This window comes from Sphingomonas kyeonggiensis (assembly GCF_014204495.1).
Classification (GTDB): domain Bacteria; phylum Pseudomonadota; class Alphaproteobacteria; order Sphingomonadales; family Sphingomonadaceae; genus Sphingomonas; species Sphingomonas kyeonggiensis_A.
In genome coordinates, this window is record NZ_JACHLN010000002.1 from 1,269,973 (window position 1) to 1,295,379 (window position 25,407).

At 66.5% G+C, this 25,407-nt stretch carries 27 protein-coding genes; 9 read left to right on the plus strand and 18 right to left on the minus strand.

Translation table 11 applies throughout. The features are described 5' to 3' along the window. Positions 1 to 81 precede the first annotated feature (81 nt). On the plus strand, positions 82 to 1,965 hold the full coding sequence (locus tag HNP52_RS13610; RefSeq protein ID WP_184167936.1) for a M1 family metallopeptidase: 1,884 nt from the start codon (positions 82 to 84) through the stop codon (positions 1,963 to 1,965). 120 nt (positions 1,966 to 2,085) lie between these two features. On the opposite strand, the gene HNP52_RS13615 is transcribed toward HNP52_RS13610, so the two are convergent. From HNP52_RS13615 to radA, 8 genes are all read right to left on the minus strand, one after another. Further along, positions 2,086 to 2,724, minus strand: coding sequence for a 50S ribosomal protein L11 methyltransferase (locus HNP52_RS13615; RefSeq protein ID WP_311768467.1), 639 nt, complete (start codon positions 2,722 to 2,724; stop codon positions 2,086 to 2,088). Next, the gene (locus tag HNP52_RS13620) at positions 2,706 to 3,044 is read right to left on the minus strand and encodes a DUF423 domain-containing protein (protein WP_184168354.1); all 339 of its coding nucleotides are present in this window, start codon (positions 3,042 to 3,044) and stop codon (positions 2,706 to 2,708) included. The genes HNP52_RS13615 and HNP52_RS13620 overlap by 19 nt, the downstream gene beginning before the upstream one ends. 5 nt (positions 3,045 to 3,049) lie before the next feature. Next, positions 3,050 to 4,831, minus strand: a complete 1,782-nt coding sequence (locus HNP52_RS13625) for a cation:proton antiporter (RefSeq protein WP_184167938.1) — start codon at positions 4,829 to 4,831, stop codon at positions 3,050 to 3,052. Next, positions 4,831 to 5,256, minus strand: coding sequence for an iron-sulfur cluster assembly scaffold protein (locus HNP52_RS13630; RefSeq protein WP_184167940.1), 426 nt, complete (start codon positions 5,254 to 5,256; stop codon positions 4,831 to 4,833). The genes HNP52_RS13625 and HNP52_RS13630 overlap by 1 nt, the downstream gene beginning before the upstream one ends. A gap of 42 nt (positions 5,257 to 5,298) precedes the next feature. Next, positions 5,299 to 5,871 (minus strand): CvpA family protein, encoded by a 573-nt coding sequence (locus HNP52_RS13635; RefSeq protein ID WP_184167942.1) that lies wholly within the window; start codon positions 5,869 to 5,871, stop codon positions 5,299 to 5,301. Positions 5,872 to 5,966: 95 nt separating this feature from the next. After that, positions 5,967 to 6,530: a lipocalin family protein gene (locus HNP52_RS13640; RefSeq protein ID WP_184167944.1), complete on the minus strand. Its 564-nt coding sequence runs from the start codon at positions 6,528 to 6,530 to the stop codon at positions 5,967 to 5,969. A 39-nt stretch (positions 6,531 to 6,569) separates the two neighbouring features. After that, positions 6,570 to 7,118: a hypothetical protein gene (locus HNP52_RS13645; protein WP_260396090.1), complete on the minus strand. Its 549-nt coding sequence runs from the start codon at positions 7,116 to 7,118 to the stop codon at positions 6,570 to 6,572. Between the two features lie 224 nt (positions 7,119 to 7,342). After that, positions 7,343 to 8,713 carry a DNA repair protein RadA gene (radA, locus tag HNP52_RS13650; protein WP_184167946.1) on the minus strand — a complete coding sequence of 457 codons (1,371 nt, stop codon included), beginning with the start codon at positions 8,711 to 8,713 and terminating at the stop codon, positions 7,343 to 7,345. A 121-nt stretch (positions 8,714 to 8,834) separates the two neighbouring features. On the opposite strand from radA, the gene HNP52_RS13655 reads away from it, so the two are divergent. After that, positions 8,835 to 9,989 (plus strand): glycosyltransferase family 1 protein, encoded by a 1,155-nt coding sequence (locus HNP52_RS13655; protein WP_184167948.1) that lies wholly within the window; start codon positions 8,835 to 8,837, stop codon positions 9,987 to 9,989. On the opposite strand, the gene HNP52_RS13660 is transcribed toward HNP52_RS13655, so the two are convergent. The 5 genes from HNP52_RS13660 to ubiM all read right to left on the minus strand — a co-directional run bounded on the left by HNP52_RS13660 (position 9,934) and on the right by ubiM (position 15,236). Next, positions 9,934 to 11,892, minus strand: coding sequence for an NACHT domain-containing NTPase (locus HNP52_RS13660; RefSeq protein WP_184167950.1), 1,959 nt, complete (start codon positions 11,890 to 11,892; stop codon positions 9,934 to 9,936). The two genes, HNP52_RS13655 and HNP52_RS13660, sit on opposite strands and share 56 nt — an antisense overlap. 25 nt (positions 11,893 to 11,917) lie before the next feature. Beyond that, positions 11,918 to 12,853, minus strand: coding sequence for a hypothetical protein (locus HNP52_RS13665; RefSeq protein ID WP_184167952.1), 936 nt, complete (start codon positions 12,851 to 12,853; stop codon positions 11,918 to 11,920). Positions 12,854 to 12,959: 106 nt separating this feature from the next. Further along, the gene (locus HNP52_RS13670) at positions 12,960 to 13,292 is read right to left on the minus strand and encodes a DUF2218 domain-containing protein (protein ID WP_184167954.1); all 333 of its coding nucleotides are present in this window, start codon (positions 13,290 to 13,292) and stop codon (positions 12,960 to 12,962) included. A gap of 69 nt (positions 13,293 to 13,361) precedes the next feature. Then, on the minus strand, positions 13,362 to 13,952 hold the full coding sequence (locus tag HNP52_RS13675; RefSeq protein WP_409372629.1) for a PadR family transcriptional regulator: 591 nt from the start codon (positions 13,950 to 13,952) through the stop codon (positions 13,362 to 13,364). A gap of 123 nt (positions 13,953 to 14,075) precedes the next feature. Continuing rightward, positions 14,076 to 15,236: a 5-demethoxyubiquinol-8 5-hydroxylase UbiM gene (ubiM, locus tag HNP52_RS13680; RefSeq protein WP_184167956.1), complete on the minus strand. Its 1,161-nt coding sequence runs from the start codon at positions 15,234 to 15,236 to the stop codon at positions 14,076 to 14,078. A gap of 105 nt (positions 15,237 to 15,341) precedes the next feature. Here ubiM and HNP52_RS13685 point away from each other — a divergent pair, with 105 nt between their 5' ends. The 4 genes from HNP52_RS13685 (at position 15,342) to HNP52_RS13700 (ending at position 18,466) form a co-directional block, all read left to right on the plus strand. Further along, the gene (locus HNP52_RS13685) at positions 15,342 to 16,664 is read left to right on the plus strand and encodes a replication-associated recombination protein A (protein WP_184167958.1); all 1,323 of its coding nucleotides are present in this window, start codon (positions 15,342 to 15,344) and stop codon (positions 16,662 to 16,664) included. 138 nt (positions 16,665 to 16,802) lie between these two features. Further along, entirely contained in the window at positions 16,803 to 17,036 is a 234-nt protein-coding gene (locus HNP52_RS13690) for a hypothetical protein (protein WP_184167960.1), read from the plus strand. Next, a complete protein-coding gene (locus HNP52_RS13695; protein WP_184167962.1) occupies positions 17,033 to 17,380 on the plus strand; it encodes a hypothetical protein in 348 nt (115 codons plus the stop codon). Before HNP52_RS13690 ends, HNP52_RS13695 begins: the two co-directional genes overlap by 4 nt. Positions 17,381 to 17,602: 222 nt before the next feature. Then, a complete protein-coding gene (locus HNP52_RS13700) occupies positions 17,603 to 18,466 on the plus strand; it encodes a hypothetical protein (protein ID WP_184167964.1) in 864 nt (287 codons plus the stop codon). A 159-nt stretch (positions 18,467 to 18,625) separates the two neighbouring features. Here HNP52_RS13700 and HNP52_RS13705 read toward each other — a convergent pair whose 3' ends face one another. Continuing rightward, positions 18,626 to 19,282 carry a DsbA family oxidoreductase gene (locus HNP52_RS13705; protein WP_184167966.1) on the minus strand — a complete coding sequence of 219 codons (657 nt, stop codon included), beginning with the start codon at positions 19,280 to 19,282 and terminating at the stop codon, positions 18,626 to 18,628. A gap of 198 nt (positions 19,283 to 19,480) precedes the next feature. On the opposite strand from HNP52_RS13705, the gene HNP52_RS13710 reads away from it, so the two are divergent. Together HNP52_RS13710 and HNP52_RS13715 are read left to right on the plus strand one after the other, a co-directional pair. Then, positions 19,481 to 20,524, plus strand: a complete 1,044-nt coding sequence (locus HNP52_RS13710; protein WP_184167968.1) for an alpha/beta fold hydrolase — start codon at positions 19,481 to 19,483, stop codon at positions 20,522 to 20,524. Between the two features lie 4 nt (positions 20,525 to 20,528). Continuing rightward, complete coding sequence (locus tag HNP52_RS13715; protein WP_184167970.1) at positions 20,529 to 21,062, plus strand: cytochrome P460 family protein; 534 nt, start codon at positions 20,529 to 20,531, stop codon at positions 21,060 to 21,062. A 41-nt stretch (positions 21,063 to 21,103) separates the two neighbouring features. Here HNP52_RS13715 and HNP52_RS13720 read toward each other — a convergent pair whose 3' ends face one another. From HNP52_RS13720 to HNP52_RS13735, 4 genes are all read right to left on the minus strand, one after another. Further along, positions 21,104 to 21,460: a hypothetical protein gene (locus tag HNP52_RS13720; protein WP_184167972.1), complete on the minus strand. Its 357-nt coding sequence runs from the start codon at positions 21,458 to 21,460 to the stop codon at positions 21,104 to 21,106. 149 nt (positions 21,461 to 21,609) lie between these two features. Continuing rightward, on the minus strand, positions 21,610 to 22,386 hold the full coding sequence (locus HNP52_RS13725) for an alpha/beta fold hydrolase (RefSeq protein ID WP_184167974.1): 777 nt from the start codon (positions 22,384 to 22,386) through the stop codon (positions 21,610 to 21,612). Positions 22,387 to 22,399: 13 nt separating this feature from the next. Further along, the gene (locus HNP52_RS13730; protein ID WP_184167976.1) at positions 22,400 to 22,813 is read right to left on the minus strand and encodes an organic hydroperoxide resistance protein; all 414 of its coding nucleotides are present in this window, start codon (positions 22,811 to 22,813) and stop codon (positions 22,400 to 22,402) included. 26 nt (positions 22,814 to 22,839) lie between these two features. After that, the gene (locus tag HNP52_RS13735; protein WP_184167978.1) at positions 22,840 to 24,111 is read right to left on the minus strand and encodes an epoxide hydrolase family protein; all 1,272 of its coding nucleotides are present in this window, start codon (positions 24,109 to 24,111) and stop codon (positions 22,840 to 22,842) included. 185 nt (positions 24,112 to 24,296) lie between these two features. On the opposite strand from HNP52_RS13735, the gene HNP52_RS13740 reads away from it, so the two are divergent. After that, positions 24,297 to 25,406, plus strand: coding sequence for a redoxin domain-containing protein (locus tag HNP52_RS13740; protein WP_184167980.1), 1,110 nt, complete (start codon positions 24,297 to 24,299; stop codon positions 25,404 to 25,406). Position 25,407: the final 1 nt, after the last annotated feature.

The following is a 25,407-nucleotide window of genomic DNA, read 5'->3' on the forward strand; positions in this document are numbered from 1 at the left end:
GAAGGTCGCCTTCGTCCATGGCCGGGCCGGCATCGTCTCCACTCAGTTGCCGTTCAGCCGCGATCCGCTTAGCACGCGGCCATGCGCATCCTTGCTCCCGTTGCCGCCGCGATGCTGATCGCCGCCCCCGCCGCCGCCCAGACCGGCAAGCCCGCCCCGATCCTGACCACGCCCGAGGCGAAGGACGTATGGACCCACGCCCAGCCCGAAGTGGCGCGCGTCACCCATGTCGACCTCAACCTCGACGTCGACTTCGCCAGCAAGACATTGTCGGGCGTCGCGACGCTCAACGTGCTGGCGGCCAAGGGCGCGAAGGAGATCGTGCTCGACGTCGACGACCTGGTGATCGAGAGCGTCACCTGCCCCAAGGGCAAGGTTCTGCCCTTCACCATCGGCCCGCGCGAGACCGAGACCGGCCTCGGCTCGGCCCTCACCGTGCAGCTCGAGGGCAACAAGCAGATCCTGATCCGCTACAGGACGAAGCCCGGCGCCAGCGCACTCGGCTGGCTCCCGCCCGAGCTGACCGCAGGCAAGAAGATGCCGTACCTGTTCAGCCAGGGCCAGCCGATCAACAATCGCAGCTGGATTCCCACCCAGGACAGCCCCGGCATCCGCCAGACCTGGTCCGCCACGTTCACCGTGCCCGACGGCTTCGTCGCGGTGATGAGCGGCGACCGGCTCGACGGCGCCACCGGCACGCTGGTCCCGCACCAGAAGCGCCAGTTCCGCTTCAAGATGGACCGGCCGGTGCCGCCCTATCTGATCGCCTTCGCCGTGGGCGACCTCGCCTTCAAGGCGACGGGTCCGCGCTCCGGCGTCTGGGCCGAGCCGAGCCAGCTCGACGCCGCCGCGCACGAAGTCGCCGATGTCGAGAAGATGATCGACGCCGCCCAGGCTCTCTACGGCCCCTATCGCTGGGGCCGCTACGACATGCTCGTGCTGCCGCCGAGCTTCCCGTACGGCGGCATGGAGAACCCCACCCTCACCTTCCTGACGCCGACGATCATCACCGGCGATCGCTCGAACACCGACGTCGTCGCGCATGAGCTGGCGCATAGCTGGTCGGGCAATCTCGTCACCAACGCGACCTGGTCGGACTCCTGGCTCAACGAGGGCTTCACGACCTATTTCGAGAACCGGATCATGGAGGCGGTCTACGGCAAGGAGCGCGCCGCCATGTACTCGGACCTCGACTGGGACGGGCTGGTCCGCGACATCAAGAACGCCGGCGGCCAGGATGCACCGACCACCCGCCTCCACGGCGAGCCGGGCGCGACCTTCGGCCAGCTCGATTATTTCAAGGGCTCGACCTTCCTGCGCACGATCGAGGCGGCAGTGGGCCGGGCGAAGTGGGACGCGTATCTGCGCTCCTATTTCGATCGCCATGCCTTCCAGCCGCAGACCACCGCCGGCTTCCTCGCCGACCTGCGCGCCAACCTGATCAAGGGCGACAAGGCGCTCGAGGCGAAGCTCGAGCTCGATCGCTGGGCCTATCAGGCCGGCCTGCCCGACAATGCCGTCCACGTCACCTCGGCGACGCTGGCGGCGGTCGACGCCAAGCTCGCCGCGTTCAACGCCGGCGGCCCGGCGAGCGCGGTCCAGCCGACCGGCTGGGCGACCCAGCAATGGCTGCGCTTCCTGAACGGCCTGCCCCGCCAGCAGACGCCCGCCCGCCTCAAGGAACTCGACGAGACGCTCGGCCTGTCGGCATCGAACAACGCCTATGTCCGCTCGGCCTGGGCCGAACTGGCAATCGCCAACCGCTACGAACCGGCGCTGCCGTCGATCGAGGAATTCGTGAAGCGCGTCGGCCGCGGCCTGCTGATCTACCCGATCTACAAGGACCTGATGGCCCAGGGCGACTGGGGCAAGCCGATCGCGCTGCGCTTCTACGAAGGCGCGAAGGCGGGGTATCACCCGAACGCAGCCGCCGGCGTGGCGAAGATCGTGGGGGCGGCGGACTGACGGGAGCGGACCACCCAAACCAAACCGTCACCCTGAACTTGTTTCAGGGTCCAACGCGCCTCGGGCGATACCGCCAGGGGAGAGTTGGATGCTGAAACAAGTTCAGCATGACGGTGGGGCTCAATCGAACGCGAACACCTCGCTCGCCCGCATAACCCCGCTGTCCGTCTCGGCGAACGCATAGTCCGCCAGCACCCGCAACCGTTCCACCGGCAGCGGCGCCCGCCGCGGATCTCCGACCAGCACCTCGACTCCCGCCGCCCGGCACCGCGCCAGGAACGGCGTCACCCGCGCCGCCGGCTCGGGATCGTAGAACACGTCCCCTGCCAGGATCAGGTCCATGTCGGGCACCGGCCCGTCGGTAAGGTCGCCCGGCGCCACCTCGACCATCACGCCGTTCGCCGTCGCATTCACCTGCGTCGCCGCCACGGCATAGGAATCCACATCCGCCGCCAGCACACTCGCCGCCCCGGCCTTCGCCGCCGCGATCGCCACCAGCCCCGATCCGCAGCACAGGTCCAGCACCCGCCGCCCGGCCACGGTCTCCGGCCGGTCCAGCACGAACCGCGCCAGCGCCAGCCCGCCCAGCCAGTAATAGGCCCAATACGGCGATCCGAACGCGTCGTCCTGCGCAGCCAGCCGCCCAAGCCCGCTGGCCGGCACCGCCTTGTGCAGCACTATCTCGGGAATCCCGGGCACGGGCAGCAGCGGCAGCCGCTCCCGGATGAAATCGACGAGGCTCAGGCGGCCCGCTTCCACGCGCCCAGCGCCAGACACAGCCAGCCGGCGATCAGTGCTACCCCGCCGATCGGCGTGATCGCCCCGAACCAGCGCGGTGCGCCAAAGGCCATGGCGTAGAGCGTCGCGGAGAACAATGCGCCGCCGCCCACGAACAGCCAGGGCGAGATCCGCTCGCCCATCCGCGCCGCGACCAGCGCCACGACGGCGTGGATCAGCTGGTAGTGCGCACCGGTCTTGAGCCATTCGGCCGCCTGCCCGCTCGCGCCATGCGCGGCGAACGCGCCTGCCGCCACCGCAACCGCGCCCGAAAGCGCCGCCAGCACCGCCACGATCCGCATGTTCGTCACCCCGAGCTCTCCAGGTCCACTTCGATCGCCGCCGCCCGGCTGGCATGGGTAATCATCCCGTCGATCCCGGCACGCAGGTCGCCGGTCTCGCGCTGCACGTCGAGCCGGGCGTTATCGCGCTTGCGATACTCCGCCTCGGTCTTGTCGATCTCGCGCTGGTCGACGCCCACCGCCTGCATCGCCTGGCGCGCCATCATCACCGCGCTCTCCAGCACTTCACGCACCACGCCGCCTACCGGCGCGCCCTTCATCTTGATGACGCTGCGCCGGTCATAGGCGCGGACGAACACCGTCGACTTGGGGAAGGCATAGTGGACGGCCTCCAGGAACTCGGTGTCGATCTTGTCGCCGTCATTGCAGAACATCACCAGCTCGGCCTCGGCGGCACCCGCCTGGCGCAGCATGTCGATGCGCAAGCCGTCGCCATAATAGACCTTCATGCCGAAGTCGTTGGCGGTCTGGATCATCTCGACATCGGTATCGATGATGGTGACGGGGATGTCCTGCGACAACAGCATCTGCGCTACCGTCTGGCCGAACCGGCCATAGCCGACCACCACCGCGTTCGATCCCTCGTGCCGCGGCAGGTCGAGCCCGGCCGCGCTCGGCTCTGGCTCGGTGCGCAGCCGCTTGGTTGCCATCATCAGGAACGGCGTGGTCGCCATCGACAGCGTGACGATCGCGCCGAAGATGCTCGCCGCCTGCCCCTCGATCAGCATCGCCGACTGGGCCTGGGCGAACAGCACGAAGCCGAACTCGCCGCCCTGGCTGAGCAGCACGCCGAGCGCAAAGGCCTGCCGCCGCGGCATGCCGAACAGCATTCCCAGCCCCATGATGATCGCTGCCTTGGCGGCGATCAGCGCCAGCGCCATGCCGATCACGAAGAAGGGCCGCTCGGCGATCGCGTGCAGGTTGAGCGTCATGCCCACCGCAAGGAAGAACAGGCCGAGCAGGATCGAGCGGAACGGCTCGACATCGGCCTCCAGCTCATGTCGATAGGGCGAGTCCGCCAGCATCACGCCGGCGATGAACGCGCCCAGCGCCGGCGACAGTCCCAGCCGCTGCATGATCGCGGCCACCGCGATCACCGTGAACAGCCCGGCGAAGATGAACATCTCGCGCTCGCCCAGATTGCCGATCAGCCGGAACAGCGGGCGCAGCAGGTAGCGGCCGGCGAGGACAAGCCCGACGATCGCCGCCACCGTGAACAGGCCGAGCATCCAGCCCGGCGCGCCGTGCTGGTCCGCCGGATTGCGCGAGAGCGCGGCGATGATCGTGATCAGCGGCACGATCGAAAGGTCCTGGAACAGCAGGATCGCAAAGGCGCGCTCGCCCAGCGGGGTGCGCAGCCGCCCCGCCGATTGCAGCAGCGGCAGCACCTGCGCGGTCGAGGACAGCGCCAGCGGCAGGCCCAGCGCCAAAGCGGCACCGATCGAGCTGCCGGTCGCGAACCACACCATGGCGGCTACGATCAATCCGCAGATCGTCACCTGGAGCAGGCCGAGCCCGAAGATGTCGCGCCGCATCCGCCACAGCCGCCCCGGGCTCAGCTCCAGGCCGACCAGGAACAGCAGGAACGCGATGCCCAGCTCGGCGATGCCCAGCTTGCCCTCGGCATCGCCGACCAGCCCCAGCACCTGCGGGCCGACGATCGCGCCGGCGACGAGATAGCCCAGGGTCGCACCCAGCCCGAGCCGGCGGAACACCAGCACGAACAGCAGCGCGAAGCCGAGCAGCGGTACATATTCGCCCAGCAGCGAGGTCTCGGCGTGGTCCATCAGCCCTGCGCCTTCCGCGTGGCTTCGGCTACCGCCTCGAAGGCGAGCCGGATCGCGGCATGGCGGCCGCGATGCTCGAGCGCGGGCGTGAACAGGTCGAGCCCGGGCCAGTCGGGCGGGGTAGCCCGCTCGCCCGCCAGCCAGGCGGTAAGGTCGTCACGGGCCGCATCCAGCTCGTCCAGCGATCGGCCCACCGCATGCGCCTCCATCAGCGCCGCCGATGCCTGGCCGAGCGCGCAGGCACGCACCAACATGCCGAGCGCAGCCACCCGGCCCGCCTCGTCGAGGTTCACGTCAACGGTGATGCGGCTCCCGCAAACCGGGGATCGCTTCTCGGAAGAGGCCATCGCCCCTTCCAGCCGCGCCTCGAACGGCACGGAAGCCGCCAAGCGCAGGATTTCGGTGTTGTAGAGCGGCGCGTTCATTCCGCTCCCGACTTAGGGGAGCGGACCGCGATGCGCGACCCCCTATCGGGTAGAATTTGTCTCGGCGCGATTGGCGATGCTGCCATTGCCTTCGTCCTCGCCGAACACCGGCTCGCCCTTGCGGCGGCGATCGACGAAATCGGCGATGCTCGCGCTGGTCGCGTTGAGCAGCGGATAGGTGGTCGACTTGGTGATCCATTGCGGCCGATTGGCCGGGCCGCCGCTCACCGTGTCGAACAGCAGCACGATCAGCAGGAAACCGATGCTCACCAGGATCAGCCCCTTCAAGGCGCCGAAGCCGAGGCCGAGCGCGCGGTCGATCGGCCCGAGGAAGCTCTCGCGCGTCCGCGCCCCGATCGCCCGGGCGAGCAGCCGTCCGCCGAAATAGGTCACGCCCGTCAGGATCACGAAGGCGAGCACCGCCCCGCCCTGGTCGGTCCCCACCAAGCCCGCCAGCGCCGCGGCGAGCGGCGTGTGGAACAGCTTGAGCGCCAGCACGATCAGCAGCCAGGCGACCAGCGCCAGCACCTCGGTGACGAACCCGCGCAGGAAACCCAGCACGGCGGCACCGCCGATGGCGAGCAGCACGATGATGTCGAGCCCGGTCAAAGTCATTGGAACACTTCCCTCCCGCGACGGGCTATGCCTCAAGCCGACCGAGAGCGGAAGCCTCCTCCCTCTACCGCTTTTGCGGGAGAGGGAGCTTCGTCCTAGCCCTGCCGCGTGATCCGCAGCGCCCAGCGGTCATAGCCCAGCGCCTCGACCCGCTTCATGATCGTCTGCGCCAACGCCGCCGAGGGCACCGCCTCGCGGCACAGCACCCACAGATACCGTCCGCTCGGCTCGCCGACGATCGACCAGCTATAGTCCTCGTCATGATCGAGCACCCAGTAATCGCCGGTGTAGAGCGGCCCGAAGAACGAGACCTTGAGCTTGGCCCCGCTCTCCTCGTCCGCCACGATCGCCTTGCCTTCCGAAACGCTGCGGTCGCCGTCCGGCCAGTTGTGCGTGCCGCTGTTGATCACGCTGATCTTGCCGTCGTCGAGCAGCGCATACTCCGCTGTCACCGCATCGAGCCCCTTCTCAAAGCGGTTCTCGTGCCGGGCGAGTTCGTACCATTTGCCGAGATAACGTGTCAGATCGACCGGCTTTGCCGGCTCCGGCACCTTCTTGTTGATCACCGGCGGGCGCGTGGCGCGCGAATAGAGGAAGATGCCGCCGATCGCCGCAACCGCGACGCCCGAGGCAATGGAAATGGCAGTGCTTCGCTTCATCTCTTCACTCTGCTGCCTAAGGGACGGAAAGCAAAGCCCTCAATGCCAGGGCGTGCAGCTTCGTTCCGGGCTGGACAGCGGCAGGAACCGCACCCGGCGCTTGCCGTAATAGCTCAGGTCCATCGACACGCGCACCGGCGCGCCTGGATGGGTATAGATATCCTGGTCGCCCCAGCGCCCACTGCCGGTCTCGCAATGCCGCCAGCCCTGCCGCTGCAACGCCTCGACCAGCTTGTACACGGCTTCCTGATGCCCGTTCTTCCACAGCGTGAGATAGGCGAAGCCGCCCTGCCCCTTGCTCCCGATCAGGTCGACCGCCGCTTCATAGGGCCCCTCGCCGAACAGCATCACCGGTTCGCGCCGGCAGCGCAGGCGGAACGCATCGATCCGCACGCAGCGGGTAAAGCCCGCCCTTCGCGCAACTTCCGCATTGCCGCTCACCGGCAGCCCGGCAAAGGCGAGCGGCGGCGGCGGGGTCCGCGCGGGCTCCCGGCCGGCCACCAGGATCGCCGCCATCAGCACGACGGCGCACAAGGTCGGCACCAGCATTCCCGGACGCGTCCAATCGGCCGCCAATTCCCGCAGCATCGGTTGCTCCGACCACCTCTCCTTCGATATGTTATTCCATGACAATGGAAGCAATTACAAGCCCATGGCAGTGAGTGGAGATCATTGCCCATTCAGTTCCCCGGCGAAGGCCGGGGCCCAGTCTCGGCGCAGCTGGATAGGCAGTCAAACCCCTCGGGCGACATGGCTACTGGGCCCCGGCCTTCGCCGGGGAGCAACCAGCGCAGCCGTGCATCCCGCCTGCCCTACCGCCCCAGCAGATGATCCACGAACTGCGCGAGCGACTTGAACCCCGCGAGCGACAGCCCGCCCTTGTCGTTCACCTGCGCCATCGGCGCCATCGCCCGGCCGAAGCCCAGCTTCGAGGCTTCCCGGCAGCGCAGCGCGCCATGCGCCACCGGCCGTACTTCGCCCGACAGCGCGATCTCGCCGAACACCACGGCATCCGCCGGGATCGGCCGCTCGCTGAGCGCCGAAACCAGGGCCGCCGCCACCGCCAGGTCCGCCGCGGGATCCTGCACCCGGTAGCCGCCGGCGATGTTGAGATAGACTTCGCAGGTCGAGAAGCTCAGCCCGCAGCGCGCCTCGAGCACCGCGAGGATCATCGAAAGCCGCGCCGAATCCCAGCCGACCACCGCGCGCCGCGGCGTCGCGCCGCTCGCCAGCCGCACGGTCAGCGCCTGCACTTCGATCAGCACCGGCCGCGTGCCCTCCAGCGCCGGGAACACCACCGTGCCGGTCACGCTCTCGTCGCGCTGGGTGAGGAACAGCGCGGAAGGGTTGGAGACTTCCTCCAGCCCCTCGGACTGCATCGCGAACACGCCGATCTCGTCGGTGCCGCCGAAGCGGTTCTTGACGGCGCGGAGGATGCGGTACTGGTGGCTGCGCTCACCTTCGAACGCCAGCACGGTATCGACCATATGCTCGAGCACGCGCGGCCCGGCGATGCTGCCGTCCTTGGTGACATGGCCGACCAGCACCACCGCCGTTCCCCGCTCCTTGGCGAAGCGGATCAGTTCGCCGGACGAGGCACGCACCTGGCTCACCGTGCCCGGCGCACCTTCGATCAGGTCCGAATGCATGGTCTGGATGGAATCGATGATGAGCAGCGCGGGCGGCTCGCCCTCGCCCATCGTCGTCAGGATGTCGCGCACCGATGTCGCTGCGGCGAGCATCACCGGTGCCTTGCCCAGCCCCAGCCGACGCGCGCGCAGCCGCACCTGGTCCGCCGCTTCCTCGCCGGAGACATAGGCGACCTTGAGGCCCCGCGAGGCGATGCTGGCTGCTGCCTGCAGAAGGAGCGTCGACTTGCCGATGCCGGGATCGCCGCCGATCAGCGTCGCCGAGCCCTCGACGAAGCCGCCACCCAGCGCGCGATCGAACTCGGCGATCCCGGTCGAGGTCCGCTCGGGCAGCGCGATATCGGTGTTGAGCCCGGTGAGCATGATCGCCCGTCCGCCGGACTGGAGGTTATGCTTCGCCTGGAACGGCGTCACGTTCGCGCCGGAATCCTCGACGAGCTGGTTCCACTCCCCGCAATCGGCGCACTGCCCCGCCCATTGCGAGGAGACCGAGCCGCAGGCCTGGCAGACATAACGCTTCTTGAGTTTCGCCATGGCGCATGCGTAGAACAATCAGGGAACAACTGTAAACCCCGCGCGTCCGCGCCCGAGCCGGGACAATTCGCCACACCGCCGCAATCTTGCTCCCCGAGCGCGCGGATTGTATGCGCCCGCCATGAAGCCCACCGAGCTCCGCGTCGCATTGTTCAGCGGCAACTATAATTATGTCCGCGACGGCGCGAACCAGGCGCTGAACCTGCTCGTCGGCTATCTGCTCGACAAGGGCGTCAAGGTCCGCGTCTATTCGCCGACCACCGAGACCCCCGCGTTCCCGCCCACCGGCGACCTGGTCAGCGTGCCTTCGCTCCCCGTCCCGGGCGGTCGCGACGAATACAGGTTCGCCAAGGGCATCAAGGAAGTGCTGCCCGATCTGGAGGCCTTCGCGCCCAATATCGTCCACATCTCGGCTCCCGAGATCCTCTGCCACCGCGCAGTGACCTGGGCGCGCGAGAACAACATCGCCGCCGTCGCCTCGGTCCATACCCGCTTCGAGACCTATCCGGGCTATTACAAGATCGGCTTCGTCACGCCGCTGCTGGTCCGGATGCTGACGCGGCTCTACAACCGGGTCGACATGTTGCTCCCGCCCGGACGCGGCATGGTGGAGCTGCTGCAGAGCTGGGGCGTCACTCGCCCGATGCGCATCTGGTCACGCGGCGTGAACCATGACCGGTTCAATCCCGGCCGCCGCAGCCTGGAATGGCGCCGCGACCTCGGCATCCAGGACGACGAAGTCGCCGTCGCGTTCCTCGGCCGGCTGGTGCTCGAGAAGGGCCTCGACATCTTCGCGGAGGTGGTCGCCGAACTGCAGCGCCGCGGCGTGAAGCACCGGGTGCTGGTGATCGGCAAGGGGCCGGCGCAGGATTGGTTCGCCGAGCGCGTGCCCGATGCGGTGTTCGCCGGCTTCCAGGCCGGCGACGACCTCGGCCGCGCGGTCGCCTCGATGGACGTGTTCTTCAACCCCTCGCTCACCGAGAGCTTCGGCAATGTCACGCTGGAGGCGATGGCCGCCGGCGTGCCGGTGGTCGCCGCCCGCGCGGTCGGCCCGGTCGGCATGGTCGAGGAGAATGTCAGCGGCGTGCTGGTCGAGCCCGGCCCCGGCGCGGTCGGCCGCTATGCCGATGCGATCCAGCATTATTGCGAGGACCACGCAGCCCGCCTCGCCGCGGGCAAGGCCGGCCATGAGATCGCCAGCGCCTATGTCTGGGACGCGATCAACCAGAAGGTTCTGGACGCGTATCTTGAGACGATTGAATGGCGAGAAAAATAGGATCGAGAAAGAGATTCTCAGGTGTACCGAATACAGCCAAAAGAGAACTGTGCGCCCGCTCGCCATATTCCTTTCGGATGGATCTAATTTCTCCGAACCTAAGATATTCCATTATCAGATAAGCATCCTCCATCCTAATATTTCTTGACCTTACTGAAAAGGTCAGCGAAATCAGCGCAAATGTAGTGAATGCAAGCGTCGCTGCAATCACAAAGGCATAATAATCCAATACTTCCCTTAGGTTTAATATATTTATAGAATAAACTCCAAAAATAGTAGCCATCATTAAGTTAATAGATAATAATCTATTACCTCGCATAATATAATATTCGCCATTATATGAAATTACCCTGCTTTTTAAGAATAGGTACCTATATTTTATAGGACACGATTTTATTATACTCATGACCAATGTTGAATTAAGATAAACTACTCTTCTATTATCTCGATCTTCATTATTGGTATCATTTTTCTTGAAATTGTATTTTGAAAATACGGACAGAATCTTCTTTATCTTTTCAAATAATACCCCTTCCACGGCATCAATATATACCGCGCGAGCCTGTATCGATTTCTTCAATCTTTCGCCGATTGTCCTACGATACCGCGAAGCGCGAAGCTTATCCTCGTCCCAAAGACCGGCAGAAAACAGCAAGGCGCTAGGCTCAAGCCGTACAATCCTCATCAGGGATTCCTGCGTCAGCCCGGATGCCCAACTATCCTTCTTTCCATTCTGGCTGGTCCAGAACACTTCACCAAGTATGTATTCATAATACTGCTTGTGCGGGAAATAGAGATTATTCCTTCCGCCTGCGGGATCCGGCGTCAGGAGGCCCTGGGCGCGAACATCAGTGACGACATCCGCAATAAATACATGGCGCGGCCTGCTTTCATACTTTGCCTTCAGATCCCGAATGAAATCCGCATTGCCGCCATCATCGGCATCGCCACTTCTGAATTCCGTATCGAAGGAATCACAAGCTCGCTCCACCACTTCCGCGAAATCTTCCGCCGTGATCGTATTCCGCGAGTTCGTCTCCGCCATCTTCCAGGCCACACGCTGCGTAACATAGTGCCGGACCGCGCTGCTAAGCACGTGATAGCGGCCCAGCCTCTCCGCATCCGCCTCCTTGCGCTTGTACAGATAATCGATGAACTGCTTGATGATCTGGGCGGAAGTGACGCTGTTCTTGGCACGGATCTCGGCGCGGATGCTGGGCCAAAGGCTTGCGATCAACGGCAACATGGATGGGCGCCGGACAATGTCCAGAAAGGCCTTGTCCTCCGAACACCGGGCGACAATCTCCGCGACCGTCTCGCTATCGTGCCGCCTCAATGCGTTGGCGATCGAGTCTCCCTCGAGGAAGCGAAGCTGATAGATTTCCGACCCCACCAATCCGGCCGCCCGCGCAACTGGGCTATCGCGCAGCAAATTCACCATCTCGACCGAATCTAGAAAGAAATTCGGCCTGCCCGTGAAAATGATCTTGGTGCCGGGATAAGAGAAATCCCAAAGTGCCTTGAATTGCTGGAAGCGGTCATAGCGCATCCCCGCGTCCTGTATTTCATCGAATCCTTCGAAGATCAGTATTGCCCGGCCCGTCTTGATCAGGTTGAGGAGCGCATCGCCATGCAACCTGAAGCGCTGCCCCCACTCGCTGAGAAAGGCCTCTGGGCTCTGGCGCTTGGGCGACTTGCCGCGCAATTCGATGAGCAGCGGAACACGGCCGTTCTTGTCGCCGGAAATCCAGCGGCGAGCCCAGTCCGCGCAATGCGCCAGCAACGCCGTACTTTTTCCCTGACCAAATTCGCCGATGATCGAAAGATGGCTGTCCCTGTCGGAAGCGATCCAGTTTTCGAGCAAATCGAGCAGGTCGAGCCCCTCCTTGATCTTGGGGACCACGACGCTCGAGCCCAGATCGCGCCGGTCAGCGCGGCCGGACGAAACAATCCTCAAGTGTATAGTCAACGCCTGCGATGGATTGCTTGCGGAAGCGCTGGTTCAGCGAGGAAACATAATAGGTGAGGTCCAGGCTTCGCTGGACCAATTCCCCTTCGGTTACCAGACGAACCGGATGCGCGCCCCAGGCGCCGATGACCTCATCGCGCGCTTCTCGGGACTGCATGCAGATCACGACCCTCAGGTTGGATGCTGCCATGAGCTCCTGCGGCGCGAGCCCCTCGAAGCGCCGCAGGACCGCTGCCATGTCGTCATCTTCCGCCACAGGCTGCACCAGCCAGGTGGTCGATGGATTTGGAGGAAACGGACTGTCCTCGATCACGGTATAGAATTGCCGCTCCCGGAGCGGCCGGAAGCTCTCCCGAACCAGGTTCGGCTCCATCTGGATCAACAGGTCGAAGGAGAAATCCGCCCAGGCGGGCACCTGCTGCAGCGGAGGCAGCATATACGGGTCCTCGCCGAGCGGACCCACAACCGAATCGCGCTGCCCGCGAAAAACGAACACGAAGTGATTGAACATCAGCTCGAGCAGCTGCGGTACCCTGCCGCTCTCATAGGCCCCGAGACTGGAGGTGTTGGCCGCATAGCGCTCGCTGCTCACCATTTTCACCGCGAGCCGATAGATCAGGGTGCACGCCACGATGGCGAGAATGCCGCAGGCGATGACCACCAATGTGCTCGGCTCGACGATCCCGAGTATCTTGTCGGGCTCGCGCCGGAGCAGGAAGGCAATCAGGACCGTCGGCAGCCCGGTCGCCATGACCCCGAAATAGCCCAGCATGATAGCGGCTATCGCGGAGATCGCAGCTGTGGCGACATACGCCTTCCCGCTGTTTCTGCGACTAAAGTAAAAGAACGTCGCAAGCGCAGGAAGGCCGACGAAAAGCCACATCACATAGATCATGAGTTCCCCCTATACGAAGGCTCGCTCATGACGAGTTCAGCGTCAACTCCCGTAAATGTTTACAAGCTCGGAATATACCATTCCGGTTCTTCTTGTTTCAGCGACTTCATCCGGCATGTCGCCAATCATACTTCAACCCGTCCTCGCGGAACGCGAACCGGTCGAGATGCCGCTCCACCGCGCCCTTCAGCCCGTCGAGTTGCTCGGGCGAGCTTGCGTCGATGCGGATGTCGAGCCCGGTCTCGGCGACATTGAAGGTCACCACCGCGTCGCCCGGATGATTGGCGCCGCGCGCGTCCTTCGGGAAGATCACCGTGCCGTTCTCCGGCGTGAACTCGACCTGGAGGTTGTGCTGCCAGTGCTTGCACAGCTGCTGGAGGTAGCGGCTGGCATGCTCGGTCGGGGTCAGCGTCTCGGCCGAGAAGGTCGTGAGGGTCATGTGTTCGTTCTCCACGGGCGGCGGCACGATCCCGAGCCGCCGCCGCAATAGTTCGAGCCGAGGCACGGCTCAGAGCCGCTCGATCTTCCGCGCCGCCTCGTCGAGGATCTCGGCGACGTTGTGCAGCATGTCGGGATCGACGCTTTCGCCCGCAAGGCGTTCCTGCAGCACGGTGCGCAGATTGCCCATCGCCCGGCGGATCGGGCCGCCATCGGCGCGCGCGCGCATGCCGGCCAGCTGGGTGAGCCGTTCGAACAGCGCCTCCACTTCCTCCGCCCGCTCGGCGAGATGCGTGGTGCCGGCCTCGGTGATCGCGAACTGCTTCTTGGCGCCTTCGCTCTTGCTCTCCTCGATCAGGCCCATGTCGTCGAGCATGGTCAGCGTCGGATAGACCACGCCGGGGCTCGGGGCATAGGCGCCGCCGGTGCGCTCCTCGATCTCGCGGATCAGGTCATAGCCGTGGCGCGGCTGCTCCTCGATCAGCTTGAGCAGGATCAGGCGAAGCTCGGTGCCGTCGAACATGCGCCGGCGTCCGCCGCGCTCGCCATGCCCGAAGCCGCCACGCCCGCCAAAGCCGAACGCCATGGCGAAGTCCGCCCCGCCAAAGCCGCCGCGGCGGCCGAAATGCATGCCGCGATGGCCGCAATGATGATGTCGCATAATAACTCCTGTACGACTCTTGATGCGCACAAGATATATCTTAAACAGTTTTTGACAAGGCCTGGGTTTGGAGAATTTCACCCTTTTTCCTCCCCTCCCTGCAAGGGAGGGGAAAAATGCCCCCTACCGCGCCATCAGCATGTTCCGAACCCCCGTCCGGAACACCGGCAGCCTCGCCCCCAGCCGCAGCCCGGTATGCCGCATCACCCGGGCGAGCGGGCGCTCGTCGGTATAGAGCGTCACCAACAAATTGGTGCCGAGCCATAGCGGCCGCGCCGCCGCGCGGTGCCCCTCCTCGTACGACCGGATCACCTGCTCGCCCGCAATATCGCGCCCATGCCGCAGCGCCTCGCGAATCTCGGCGGCGAGCAGGTCCTGCCCGCTCAGCCCCAGGTTGAAGCCATGCGCGGTCACCGGATGCATGCCCACCGCCGCATCGCCGATCAACGCCGCCCGCCGCGCCCCGAAATGCTTCGCCCAGGTGGTGACCAGCGGATAGACGTGGCGCGACCCGGCCATCTCCATCGGCCCCAATATCCCCGACGATCGCTTGGTCAGCTCCTTCGCCAGCGCCGCATCGGGCAAGGTCGCCAGCCGCGCGATCGCCCGCTCGGGCAGGGTCAGCACCACCGAGGTCATGCCGTTGTTGAGCGGCAGCAGCGCGATCGTCTGGCCATGGCCGAACCATTCCGTTGCAACCTGTTCATGCCACTTCGTATGCGAAACGCGACACACCAGCATCGATCGGCCCAGCCGGTTGATCTCCGCCGCGATGCCCAGCTGCTCGCGCACCGGCGACATCCGCGAGTCCGCCGCGACGAGCAACCTTCCGCGCATGGAGAGACCAGTCGACAGCGTGACCTCGGCGAAGTCCCGCGTCGTCCGCGCGCTGCCCAGCCCGATCCCGCAGGCCAGCCGCAGCCCCGGCTGGTCCTGCACCGCCTCGAACAGCGCCTGGCGGATCAGATGGTTGGAGACCAGCCAGCCCAGCGGCTGCCCGTCATGGCCGGGGTCGAAGTCGAGCGCGAAGGCCGAGCGCCCGTTGCGCACCCGCGCGGCCTGGAGCGGCGCGGCCTCCGGGATCCGCTCCCATACCCCCATCCGCTCGAGGATCGCCCGCGATCCGTGCGTCAGCGCGATCTCGCGCCCGTCATAGCCGGGCTCGGCCAGCGCCGCGCGCGGCTGGCGCTCGACCAGCAGCACCTCCAGCCCGGTGTCCCGCAGCGACCGGGCAAAGGCCAGCCCGGCCGGGCCACCGCCCACGATGATGACGTCGCAATCCATGGCGCTACTCCTTCGCCATGCTCATGCACCCCGGCGCGCCGATGCCAATTGCGTTTGGTCAAAGCCAAGGATGCACAAATCGTCGTCTGCGCTTATCTAGCGTGCATGGCAGACCTTTTCGCCGCCCAGGAACCGAGCTTCGCCCCCGAGACCACGCCGCCCGACGGCCCGCTGGCCGATCGCCTGCGCCCGCAGGATCTCGCCGATGTCGTGGGACAGGAGCACCTCACCGGGCCCGAGGGCGCGATCGGCCGCATGGTCGCGGCGGGCAAGCTCAGCTCGATCATCCTCTGGGGCCCGCCCGGCACCGGCAAGACCACGATCGCCCGCCTCCTCGCCAACGCCGTCGGCCTGCGCTTCGTCGCGATCAGCGCGGTGTTCTCAGGCGTCGCCGACCTCAAGAAGGTATTCGCCGAGGCGAAGGAATATGCCCGGCTCGGCCGCAGGACCCTGCTGTTCGTGGACGAGATCCACCGCTTCAACCGCTCGCAGCAGGACGGCTTCCTGCCCTATGTCGAGGACGGCACCGTCACCCTGGTCGGCGCCACCACCGAGAATCCCAGCTTCGAGCTCAACGCCGCCGTGCTCAGCCGCGCCCAGGTGCTGATCCTGCGCCGGCTCGACCATGAAGCGCTCACCCGCCTGCTCGACCGCGCCGAGGCCGCCGAGGAACGCCCCCTCCCCCTCACGCCCGAGGCGCGCGACGCGCTGGTGGCGAGTGCCGACGGCGATGGCCGCTTCCTGCTCAACCAGGCCGAGACCCTGTTCTCGGTCCAGTTCGAGAAGCCGCTCGATCCCGCAGCGCTCGGCGATTTCCTCCAGCGCCGCGTCGCCGTCTACGACAAGGACCGCGAAGGCCATTACAACCTGATCTCCGCGCTCCACAAATCGGTGCGCGGCAGCGATCCCCAGGCGGCGCTCTACTATCTCGCGCGCATGCTCACCGCCGGCGAGGAACCGCTCTACGTGCTGCGCCGGCTGGTCCGCATGGCGGTGGAGGACATCGGCCTCGCCGACCCGAATGCGCTGGTCCAGTGTCTCGCGGCCAAGGACACCTATGAGTTCCTGGGCTCCCCCGAGGGCGAGCTGGCGATCGCCCAGGCCTGCCTCTATGTCGCCACCGCGCCCAAATCGAACGCGGCCTATATGGCGCAGAAGGCGGCGTGGCGGAGCGCGAAGGAAACCGGCTCGCTGATGCCGCCCCAGAACATCCTCAACGCGCCCACCAAGCTGATGAAGCAGATCGGCTATGGCTCGGGCTACACCTATGACCATGACGCCGAGGGCGGCTTCTCGGGCGACAATTACTGGCCCGAGGAAATGGCCCCCCAGACCTTCTACACCCCCACCGATCGCGGCCACGAAAAGCGCATCGCCGAGCGGCTCGCGTGGTGGAACGAGATGCGGGAACGGAAGCGGGATGCGTGAAGCCATCCTATTCCCCAGGCGCCCACCCGTTCCCCGGCGAAAGCCGGGGTCCAGGGTTTCTCTGCCGCATCGCTCGCGCCCCTGGGCCCCGGCTTTCGCCGGGGAGCTGGAGCGCTAGCACGAAAGGGAATGGAACGAATGAACGAGGTCTTCGCGCTCTGGCACTCCTACGAACTCAATGAGGGAGAGGAGGAGAGCAAGCTGATCGGCATCTATGCCAGCCATGCGGATGCCGAGGCGGCACGAGCGCGCAGCGTGGCTCTGCCCGGCTTTTGCGACCACCCGGACAACTTCCTCATCGAAAGCCACACGCTGGGCCAGGACAAGTGGACGGAAGGCTTCGTCACCTGGCGAAACGGAGCGTTCGAATGAACAACTGGGACGACGCCACCGCCTACGCCCGCACCCTCCCCGATGTGGTGATGGAAAGCTGGTGGGGCACGCCCTGTCCCAAGATCAACGGCAAGGGCCTGATGTCCCCCGGCCGCGAGCAGGGCAGCTTCGGGCTGATGGTCACCCACCCGGAAAAGCAGATCCTGTTCGAAACCGATCCGGAAACCTTCTGGCAGACCGATCACTACGCCAACTACCCGATGCTGCTGGTCCGCTACGGCACCGAAAGCCGCGAACGGATCGAGCTCTACATCCAGCGCGCCTGGTGGGACCGTGCGAAGAAGCCGCAGCGCATCGCCGCCGGCATGCCGGAGCGGCCGTGAGGCCCACCAATTCCTCCCACCGTCATGCTGAACTTGTTTCAGCATGACCGGAGGTGCTGGGGCGTATCGCCTTCGGCTCTCCCGGTTCCCCGGCGAAAGCCGGGGCCCAGGGTTTCTCTGCCGCATCGCTTGTGACCCTGGGCCCCGGCGTTCGCCGGGGAACAGCTCCTCCGCCACACCTGAACGTCGTACGCCCTAGGCCCGAGGATCACCCCGAAACCAATGCTCCCCTTCACGACCTTCATCGCCATCGACTGGTCCGGCCAGGCGGTCGAGCGTCCCAAGGGCCTTGCCGTCGCCCGCGCCGAGGCCGGCACCGCCGCGCCGGAACTCATCGACCGCAACTGGTCCCGCCAGGACATCACCGACTGGCTCGCCGACCTCGCGGACAAGGGCACCCGCGCGCTGATCGGGCTCGACCTGTCCCCTGCCTTCCCGCTGGTCGACGCCGGCGCCTATTTCCCCGGCTGGGACCGCTCGCCGCGCGACGGCCCGGCGCTCTGGCAGCTGGTCGAGGAACTCTCGGGCGAGGACCCGCACCTCGCCGCCACCAGCTTCGTCCAGAACGCGGAGGCCCGGCGCCATTTCCGCCAGCTGCACGATTGCGGCGACCTGTTCCCGCCCGGCCGCGGCCGCTTCCGGGTATGCGAGCATGGCCAGGCCGCGATGCACCTCTCGCCCTACAGCTGCTTCAACCTGGTCGGCGCCAGCCAGGTCGGCAAGTCGAGCCTCACCGGCATGCGCGTGCTGCATCGCCTCCGTGGGCGCGTGCCGATCTGGCCCTTCGATCCGCTGCCCGAGACTGGCCCGGTGCTGGTCGAGATCTACACCGCGCTCGCCGCCCGTACCGCCGGCATGCGCAAGGGCATCTCCAAGATCCGCGACGGCGAAACACTCGACGCGATGCTCGCGGCTTTGGGCTCAGGCCCCCACGCGCCGCTGTCCCGCTATGACGACCACGCCACCGACGCGATCCTCACCGCCGCCTGGCTGCGCACCGTGGCGGGCGACCCGGCGATATGGGCGCCGAAGGGCCTGACGCCGGAGTTGGCGCGCACCGAAGGCTGGACCTTCGGGGTCAGGTAGCGGAATTCCCCTCCCTGCAAGGGAGGGGTTAGGGGTGGGTTAGAAAAGGTCGGGCTCGATGCCCGGCCTTTTCTTTACACGCCACCGGCCAGTAGGGCTCGCTCCGCTCGCAACCCACCCCCTACCCCTCCCTTGCAGGGAGGGGAGCAGAAGAATGCCCTACGCCAGCTGCCCGGCGATATCCCGCAGCGCCTGCTCGAACGCCTCGGGCGGCTGGCCGCCGGAGATCAGCCATTTGTCCTCGATCACGATCGCCGGCACCGAATTGATCCCCCGGCTCTGCCAGAGCTGTTCGGCCGCGCGCACCTCCTCGGCATAGCGGCCCAAGGCCAGCACCTCGCGCGCCGCTTCGCCGTCCAGCCCGGCCTTCTGCGCGGCCGCGACCAGCACCTCGGGGTCCGAAGGGTTCTGCTGGTCGGTGAAATAGGCCGTGAACAGCGCATGCTTGAGCGCCGTCTGCTTGTCCGCGCCCTCGGTCTCCGCCCAGTGGAGCAGCCGGTGCGCATCGAACGTGTTGTAGATCCGGCTGTCGGCAGAGCTATTCATCGAGAATCCCAGCGCGCCGGCCCGGTCTCGGATCATCTGGCGGTTGGCGGCCGACTGCTCGGGGGTGGAGCCGTACTTCCGAGCGATGTGTTCGCCGATATTCTCACCTTCCGGTGCCATCTGCGGGTTCAGCTCGAACGGCTGGAAATGCACAGTTACATCAACCACATCCCGGGTCCGCTCCACGGCTTCCTCCAGCCCGCGCAGCCCGATGATGCACCAGGGGCAGACAACATCGGAGACAAAATCGATCTTGAGGGGACGCGGCATGGAGGTTCCTTCTGACATTCCCCTCCCAGATGGGATGGGGCCGGTCCGATGCAAAGGCCCCTTCGGCGCAACCTTTGCGAGCTTAGGCGTCCGGACCGTTCGGTCAGGTCTCATACGACCTCACACCGACTAACGGGCGCTCCAAAGGGGGTGCACCTATCTCGGCCGGGTTCGTCACCAGCCAGAAAGGACCGAGTCATGTCGAAGCCCTTGTCCCTGCACTCCGATCGCCGCAGCTTCGTCCACGGCGCCGCCACCCTCGCCGCCCTGCTCGGCGGCGGCACCGTCGCCAGCGTCGCCACCGCCACCCCCCGGTCCGGTGCCTCGCCTGCCGCCACGCCCTTCGGCCCGGTCAAGCAGGTCAACGCCGGCCCGCTCAGCATCGGCTATGTCGAGATGGGCCCGGCGGACGGCCCGGCCGTGCTGCTCTTCCATGGCTGGCCCTATGATATCAATGCCTTCGCCGAAGTCGCGCCGCTGCTCGCCGCCCGCGGCCACCGCGTGATCACGCCCTATCTGCGCGGCTATGGCTCGACGGTCTTCCTCTCGGCCGACACGCCGCGCAACGCCCAGCAGGCCGCGCTGGCGGCCGATGGCCTGGCCTTGATGGACGCGCTCGGCATCCAGCAGGCGATCGTCGCCGGCTTCGATTGGGGCGCCCGCACCGCCGACATCATGGCGCTGCTCTGGCCCGAGCGCTGCAAGGGCCTCGTCTCGGTCAGCGGCTATCTGATCGGCAGCCAGGCCGCCAACGCCGCGCCGCTCCCGCCCGCGGCCGAGCTGCAATGGTGGTACCAATTCTACTTCGCTACCGAGCGGGGCAAGCTCGGCTATGCGAAGAACACGAATGATTTCAACAAGCTGATCTGGCAGCTCGCCTCGCCGAAATGGAAGTTCGACGACGCCACCTTCGCCCGCACCGCGGCGTCCTTCGTCAACCCGGACCATGTCGCGCTGGTGATCCACAATTATCGCTGGCGGCTCGGCCTGGCCGAGGGCGAGGCCAAATATGACGCGATCGAGCCCAGGCTGGCGACCACCCCGGTGATCACCGTGCCGACGATCACGATGGAAGGCGACGCCAATGGCGCCCCCCACCCCGCGCCCGAGCAATATCGCGCCAAGTTCACCGGCCCCTACGAGTTCCGCCTGATCAGCGGCGGCATCGGCCACAACCTGCCGCAGGAGGCCCCGGCCGCCTTCGCCAAGGCGGTGCTCGACGTCGCAAAGATGGCGGGCTGAGCCGGTGCGGCGCCTCTCCACGCTCGCATTCTCGGCCGCGACCCTGGTCTTCGGGGTCTCGGCCGTCGCCGCCGCCAATCGCCCGAAACAGGATGCCGCACCGGTCTATGGCGTCACCCTGCCCGAGGGCTATCGCGACTGGAAGCTGATCAGCGTCGCCCACGAAGCGGGCAAGAACAACGACATCCGCGCCATCCTGGGCAACGACATCGCGGTGAAGGCATACCGCGAGAACATCCGCCCCTTCCCGGACGGCGCCGTGATCGTGCGGCTCGCCTGGCAGTACCAGTCCTCGCCGCGCAATGACTCGGTGTTCCCGGCGCCCCAGTCCTTCGTGGCGGGACCGCCGACCAATGTGCAGGTCAGCGTCAAGGATTCGAAGCGCTATGCCGCCAGCAATGGCTGGGGCTATGGCCAGTTCGAGAATGGCGTGGCCGACCAGAATGTCGCGCTCACCCAGTCCTGCTACGCCTGTCATGTGAAGCTCGACGCGATCGACAAGCAGGCCGACCTGGTCTTCACCGGCTACTCGAAATAGCCCGCCGCACGGCGCCTGGGCCGCTGCCCGGGCGCCACATGCTATTGATAGCGCAGCGTCTTCTCGAACCCCTCGTTCGCCTTGGTCATCTTGGCGATCTTGCGCAGATGACCGCGCACGTGCCGCTCGAACTTGGCATCGTCATAGATGCCCGTCTGCGGATATTCCTCCTGCGCGATCAGCTCCTTGATCCGCTTGGCGAAGGCCGCCTGATCGTCAGCGAAATCCGCGGCGCTCAGCGCCCGGCACGCCCATTCCTCGGCAGCGGCCTTGTCATAGTCATCCTGCGCTTCATAGCCGCGCCGGTCCGCCGCCGCCTGGTCGAGCCGCGACGCCGCCAGCCGGCGCTCGAGCCATTTGCGGACCAGCGCGCCGTCCCAGGGCTTTTCTACAGTCATCGCGTCCCTCTTGTTCCCGGATCGAACGCGCCATGCCCGAATAGGGGGCGTCTGGACACAAAAAGACGCCCACGGCCGGCGACGCTGGATGCCGGCCGTGGGCGTGGGCGCCGGCGCAGGGGGGCGCTGGGGATCGCCGGCGCCTCAACTCACTGCGCGGTCGCGGCCTTCTCGATCAGGCTGGCCACGGCCGGGGCATGCGACACCATCACGACATGCGAGGCGCCCTTCACCACCACGGTTCCGCGCGAGTTCGCGCGCCCGGCCATGAACTGCATCGCCACCGGCGGGATGTTCTTGTCCTTGTCGCCATAGATGAACCACGAGGGCACATGCTTCCACGCCGGCGCGGTGGTCGCCTCGCCCAGCGCCGCATCGGCGATCGGCCGCTGGCCGGCCGCCATCAGCCTGGCCTCGGCCACCGGCACGTCCGCCGCGAACTGGTCGTGGAAGCGCGCCTGGAGGATGTAGAGATCGTTGCCGCCGCCCGCGAGCTTGACCGGCGGGGCAAGCGCCGGCGCCAGCGTGCTGCCCGGGAACTTGCCGGTAAGGCCAAGCGCGGTCTCGCCCTCTTCCGGCGCGAAGGCCGAGACATAGACCAGCGCCTTGACGTTGGGCGCGCCCTCTCCCGCTTCGCTGATCACCGAGCCGCCATAGCTGTGCCCGACCAGCACGACGGGTCCGTCGATGCTCTTCACCAGGTCGCGCACCTCATCGGCATCGGTGCGCACGCTGCGCAGCGCGTTGGGCGCGGCGATCACGGTATAGCCGTCGCGCTGGAGGATCGGGATCACGCCGTTCCAGCTCGACGAATCCGCGAAGGCGCCGTGGACCAGAACGATGGTCGGCTTGGCAGCCTGGGCCTGCGCCGCCAGCGGCAGGGCGGAAGCGGCGAGCAGCAGCCCGCCTGCGATAAGCTTCTTCATGTCAGATCTCCCTTCAGACGAGTGCGACGACGGCGTCGATATTGCCCTTGATCGCCTTGGAATATGGGCAGGTGCGGTGCGCCGCCTCGATCAGCTGGCGTGCGATCTCCGGCTCGATACCGGGGACGCTGACGTTGAGCCGCGCGGCGAGCGAATAGCCCTCGTCGCCGTGGCGCAGGTCGACCTCGGCATCGATCGCGAGATCGGCGGGCAAGGTGATGCCCTTGCTCTTCGCCGCGATCCCCATCGCGCCTTCGAAACAGGCGGACCAGCCGGCGGCGAACAGCTGCTCGGGATTGGTCCCCGCCCCGGCGCTGCCGGGCACGGCGAGCTGGACGTCGAGCCGCCCGTCGCTGCTGCGCGCGGCACCTTCGCGCCCGCCGGTGACATGGACCTTGGCGGTGTAGAGGGTCTTGGTATCGGACATCGGGTTTCTCCTGTGGATCGGCTGGTTCAGCGCAGCGAGCGGAAGGCGGCGCGCACTTCCTCGGCGAAGATTCGCGGCTGTTCCCAGGCCGCGAAATGCCCGCCATTGCTGGCTTCGTGGAAGTAGGTGAGGTTGGTGTAGCAGCGCTCCGCCCAGCTCTTCGGCGCGCGGAAGATCTCGCCGGGGAACACGCTCACCGCCACCGGCAGGTCGATGATCCCGCGCGCGTTGAAGTTGTTGCTGTGATCCTCCCAATATATCCGCGCCGCCGAGGCCCCGGTACCGGTCAGCCAGTAGAGCGACAGGTCGTCGAGGATCGCGTCGCGGCCGAGCACCTTCTGCGGATCGCCGGCCGGATAGGCCCATTGGTCGATCTTCTCGTACATCCAGGCGGCCATGCCGACCGGCGAGTCCACCAGCGAATAGCCGATCGTCTGCGGCCGCGTTTTCATCATCGCCGCATAGGCCGAATTGTCGCGGTAGAAGGCCACGAGCTGGTCGAAGGCGAAGCGCTCCTTGGGCGTCAGCGTTGCCGGCGCCGGATCGCCCGCGGCAAGGATATGCGCGATCTCCGCCGGCACCACCGCCGGCATGTTGAGATGGATGCCGATCAGCCCCGGCACATGCTGGAGCGCCATGCGCTGCGAGATCACCGATCCGCAATCGCCGCCCTGGCTGACGAAGCGCTCATAGCCCAGCCGCCGCATCAGCACGCTCCACGCCCGGCCGATATGGTCCGAGCCCCAGCCCGGCACCGTCGGCTTGGCCGAGAAGCCGAAGCCGGGGATCGAGGGGATCACGACATGGAAGGCGTCCTCCGCCTTGCCGCCATGCGCGGTCGGGTTGACCAGCGGATCGATCGCGCCGAGGAACTCGAGGATCGAGCCTGGCCAGCCATGCGTCAGGATCATCGGCATCGCATTCTCATGCCGCGAGCGGACATGGATGAAGTGGATGTCGAGCCCGTCGATCTCGGTCAGGAACATCGGCAGCGCGTTCAGCCGCGCCTCGATCTTGCGCCAGTCATAGCCGCGCGCCCAGTAGCGCATCAGCGGCTCGAGCGTCTGGCGGCGCACGCCCTGGCTGTCGTCGGCGACCGGCTGGGCATCGGCCCAGCGCGTCTCGCCGATCCGGCGCTGCATCGCGGCGACCTGGGCGGCGGGGATGTTGATCCGGAACGGACGGATGGCGCTGTTGCCGGCCGCCTGGGCAAGCAGCCGCGAGGGCAAGGCACTCGCGGCGCCTGCCAGCGCGGCACCGGCCACGAACTGGCGGCGCGAAGGTTTGTCTGCGGACATGGGCTTTTGCTCCCTTTCTGGTTGAACCCAGATTTAGGGGAATGGCGGCACGGCGCCCGTTAACTGGAGTGATGCGCTGTTAGGCGCTGCTTGCAGCAACTAACGCGCGGCGGGCGAACGCTAACGGGCATTCCCGCGCCAGGCGCCTAGATCGGTGATGACCCGCAAAATGAGGCAGGCACCCAATGACCTATAAACGCTCCCTAGGCTTCGCCGTCGCCGCGATCGTCGCGGCCGGCGCCACCACCGCGATCTGCTTCGGCGACGCGCTCGGGCTGGTGCATGCGCCGGCCCAGGGCGCCGAGCTGATCGTCTCCGCGCCCTTCGGCGCAACCTCACAGCCCGTCGGCGTGCTGCAGGGCGCCGCTCCCTGGCTCACCCCGATGCCCGGCGGCCCCAAGGCGCTGCGCGGCAAGGTAGTAGTGGTCAATTTCTGGACCTATTCCTGCATCAACTCGCTGCGCGCCCTGCCCTATCTGCGCGCGTGGCAGGAGCGCTATGGCGCCAAGGGCCTCGAAGTGGTCGGCGTCCACGCGCCCGAATTCGGCTTCGAGAAGGACCCCACCAAGGTGCGCCTCGCCACCGAGCAGCTCCACGTCGCCTGGCCGAACCTCCAGGACAATGCCTATGCGGTATGGCGCGACTACGCCAACCAGGGCTGGCCCGGCATCTATTTCATCGACGCCAAGGGCAAGATCCGCGGCTACCGGCTGGGCGAAGGCGGCTATGGCGAAGGCGAGCGGCTGATCCGCAAGCTGCTGACCGAAGCCGGGCAGAATGTCGCGGATGTGCCGGTGGCCCCGGTCCCGGCCAGCGGGGTCGAGGCCCAGGCCGACTGGGCCGATCTCGCCTCGCCCGAAGCCTATATCGGCTATGACAAGGCCCAGAACTTCGTCTCGCCCGGCGGCCTGCGCAACGACAGGCCGTACGGCTATGCCTCCGCCGCGTCCCTGTCGCTCAACCAGTGGGACCTGGCTGGAAGCTGGAATGTCGGCGGCGAATATGCCGCGCTGGAGAACGGCCCCGGCACGATCCGCTTCCGCTTCCACGCCCGCGACGCGCATCTGGTGCTCGGCGGCGCGCAGGACGGCCAGCCGGTCCGCTTCCGGGTAACGCTCGACGGCAAGGCACCGGGAGCGAGCCACGGCGTCGATGTCGATGCGAACGGCTGGGGCGAGGTCCGGGAGGACCGACTCTACCAGCTGATCCGCCAGTCCGGCACGATCACCGATCGCACCGTCACGATCGAGTTCGCCCGCCCCGGCGCGCGCGCCTATGTCTTCACCTTCGGCTGAG

Coding starts and splice junctions, on each gene's coding strand:
- HNP52_RS13610 (WP_184167936.1), top strand. CDS start 82: ATGCGCATCCTTGCTCCCGTTGCCGCCGCGATGCTGATCGCCGCCCCC.
- HNP52_RS13620 (WP_184168354.1), bottom strand. CDS start 3,044: ATGCGGATCGTGGCGGTGCTGGCGGCGCTTTCGGGCGCGGTTGCGGTG.
- HNP52_RS13625 (WP_184167938.1), bottom strand. CDS start 4,831: ATGGACCACGCCGAGACCTCGCTGCTGGGCGAATATGTACCGCTGCTC.
- HNP52_RS13630 (WP_184167940.1), bottom strand. CDS start 5,256: ATGAACGCGCCGCTCTACAACACCGAAATCCTGCGCTTGGCGGCTTCC.
- HNP52_RS13635 (WP_184167942.1), bottom strand. CDS start 5,871: ATGACTTTGACCGGGCTCGACATCATCGTGCTGCTCGCCATCGGCGGT.
- HNP52_RS13640 (WP_184167944.1), bottom strand. CDS start 6,530: ATGAAGCGAAGCACTGCCATTTCCATTGCCTCGGGCGTCGCGGTTGCG.
- HNP52_RS13645 (WP_260396090.1), bottom strand. CDS start 7,118: ATGCTGCGGGAATTGGCGGCCGATTGGACGCGTCCGGGAATGCTGGTG.
- radA (WP_184167946.1), bottom strand. CDS start 8,713: ATGGCGAAACTCAAGAAGCGTTATGTCTGCCAGGCCTGCGGCTCGGTC.
- HNP52_RS13655 (WP_184167948.1), top strand. CDS start 8,835: ATGAAGCCCACCGAGCTCCGCGTCGCATTGTTCAGCGGCAACTATAAT.
- HNP52_RS13665 (WP_184167952.1), bottom strand. CDS start 12,853: ATGATCTATGTGATGTGGCTTTTCGTCGGCCTTCCTGCGCTTGCGACG.
- HNP52_RS13670 (WP_184167954.1), bottom strand. CDS start 13,292: ATGACCCTCACGACCTTCTCGGCCGAGACGCTGACCCCGACCGAGCAT.
- HNP52_RS13675 (WP_409372629.1), bottom strand. CDS start 13,952: ATGCGACATCATCATTGCGGCCATCGCGGCATGCATTTCGGCCGCCGC.
- ubiM (WP_184167956.1), bottom strand. CDS start 15,236: ATGGATTGCGACGTCATCATCGTGGGCGGTGGCCCGGCCGGGCTGGCC.
- HNP52_RS13685 (WP_184167958.1), top strand. CDS start 15,342: ATGGCAGACCTTTTCGCCGCCCAGGAACCGAGCTTCGCCCCCGAGACC.
- HNP52_RS13690 (WP_184167960.1), top strand. CDS start 16,803: ATGAACGAGGTCTTCGCGCTCTGGCACTCCTACGAACTCAATGAGGGA.
- HNP52_RS13695 (WP_184167962.1), top strand. CDS start 17,033: ATGAACAACTGGGACGACGCCACCGCCTACGCCCGCACCCTCCCCGAT.
- HNP52_RS13700 (WP_184167964.1), top strand. CDS start 17,603: ATGCTCCCCTTCACGACCTTCATCGCCATCGACTGGTCCGGCCAGGCG.
- HNP52_RS13705 (WP_184167966.1), bottom strand. CDS start 19,282: ATGCCGCGTCCCCTCAAGATCGATTTTGTCTCCGATGTTGTCTGCCCC.
- HNP52_RS13710 (WP_184167968.1), top strand. CDS start 19,481: ATGTCGAAGCCCTTGTCCCTGCACTCCGATCGCCGCAGCTTCGTCCAC.
- HNP52_RS13720 (WP_184167972.1), bottom strand. CDS start 21,460: ATGACTGTAGAAAAGCCCTGGGACGGCGCGCTGGTCCGCAAATGGCTC.
- HNP52_RS13725 (WP_184167974.1), bottom strand. CDS start 22,386: ATGAAGAAGCTTATCGCAGGCGGGCTGCTGCTCGCCGCTTCCGCCCTG.
- HNP52_RS13730 (WP_184167976.1), bottom strand. CDS start 22,813: ATGTCCGATACCAAGACCCTCTACACCGCCAAGGTCCATGTCACCGGC.
- HNP52_RS13735 (WP_184167978.1), bottom strand. CDS start 24,111: ATGTCCGCAGACAAACCTTCGCGCCGCCAGTTCGTGGCCGGTGCCGCG.
- HNP52_RS13740 (WP_184167980.1), top strand. CDS start 24,297: ATGACCTATAAACGCTCCCTAGGCTTCGCCGTCGCCGCGATCGTCGCG.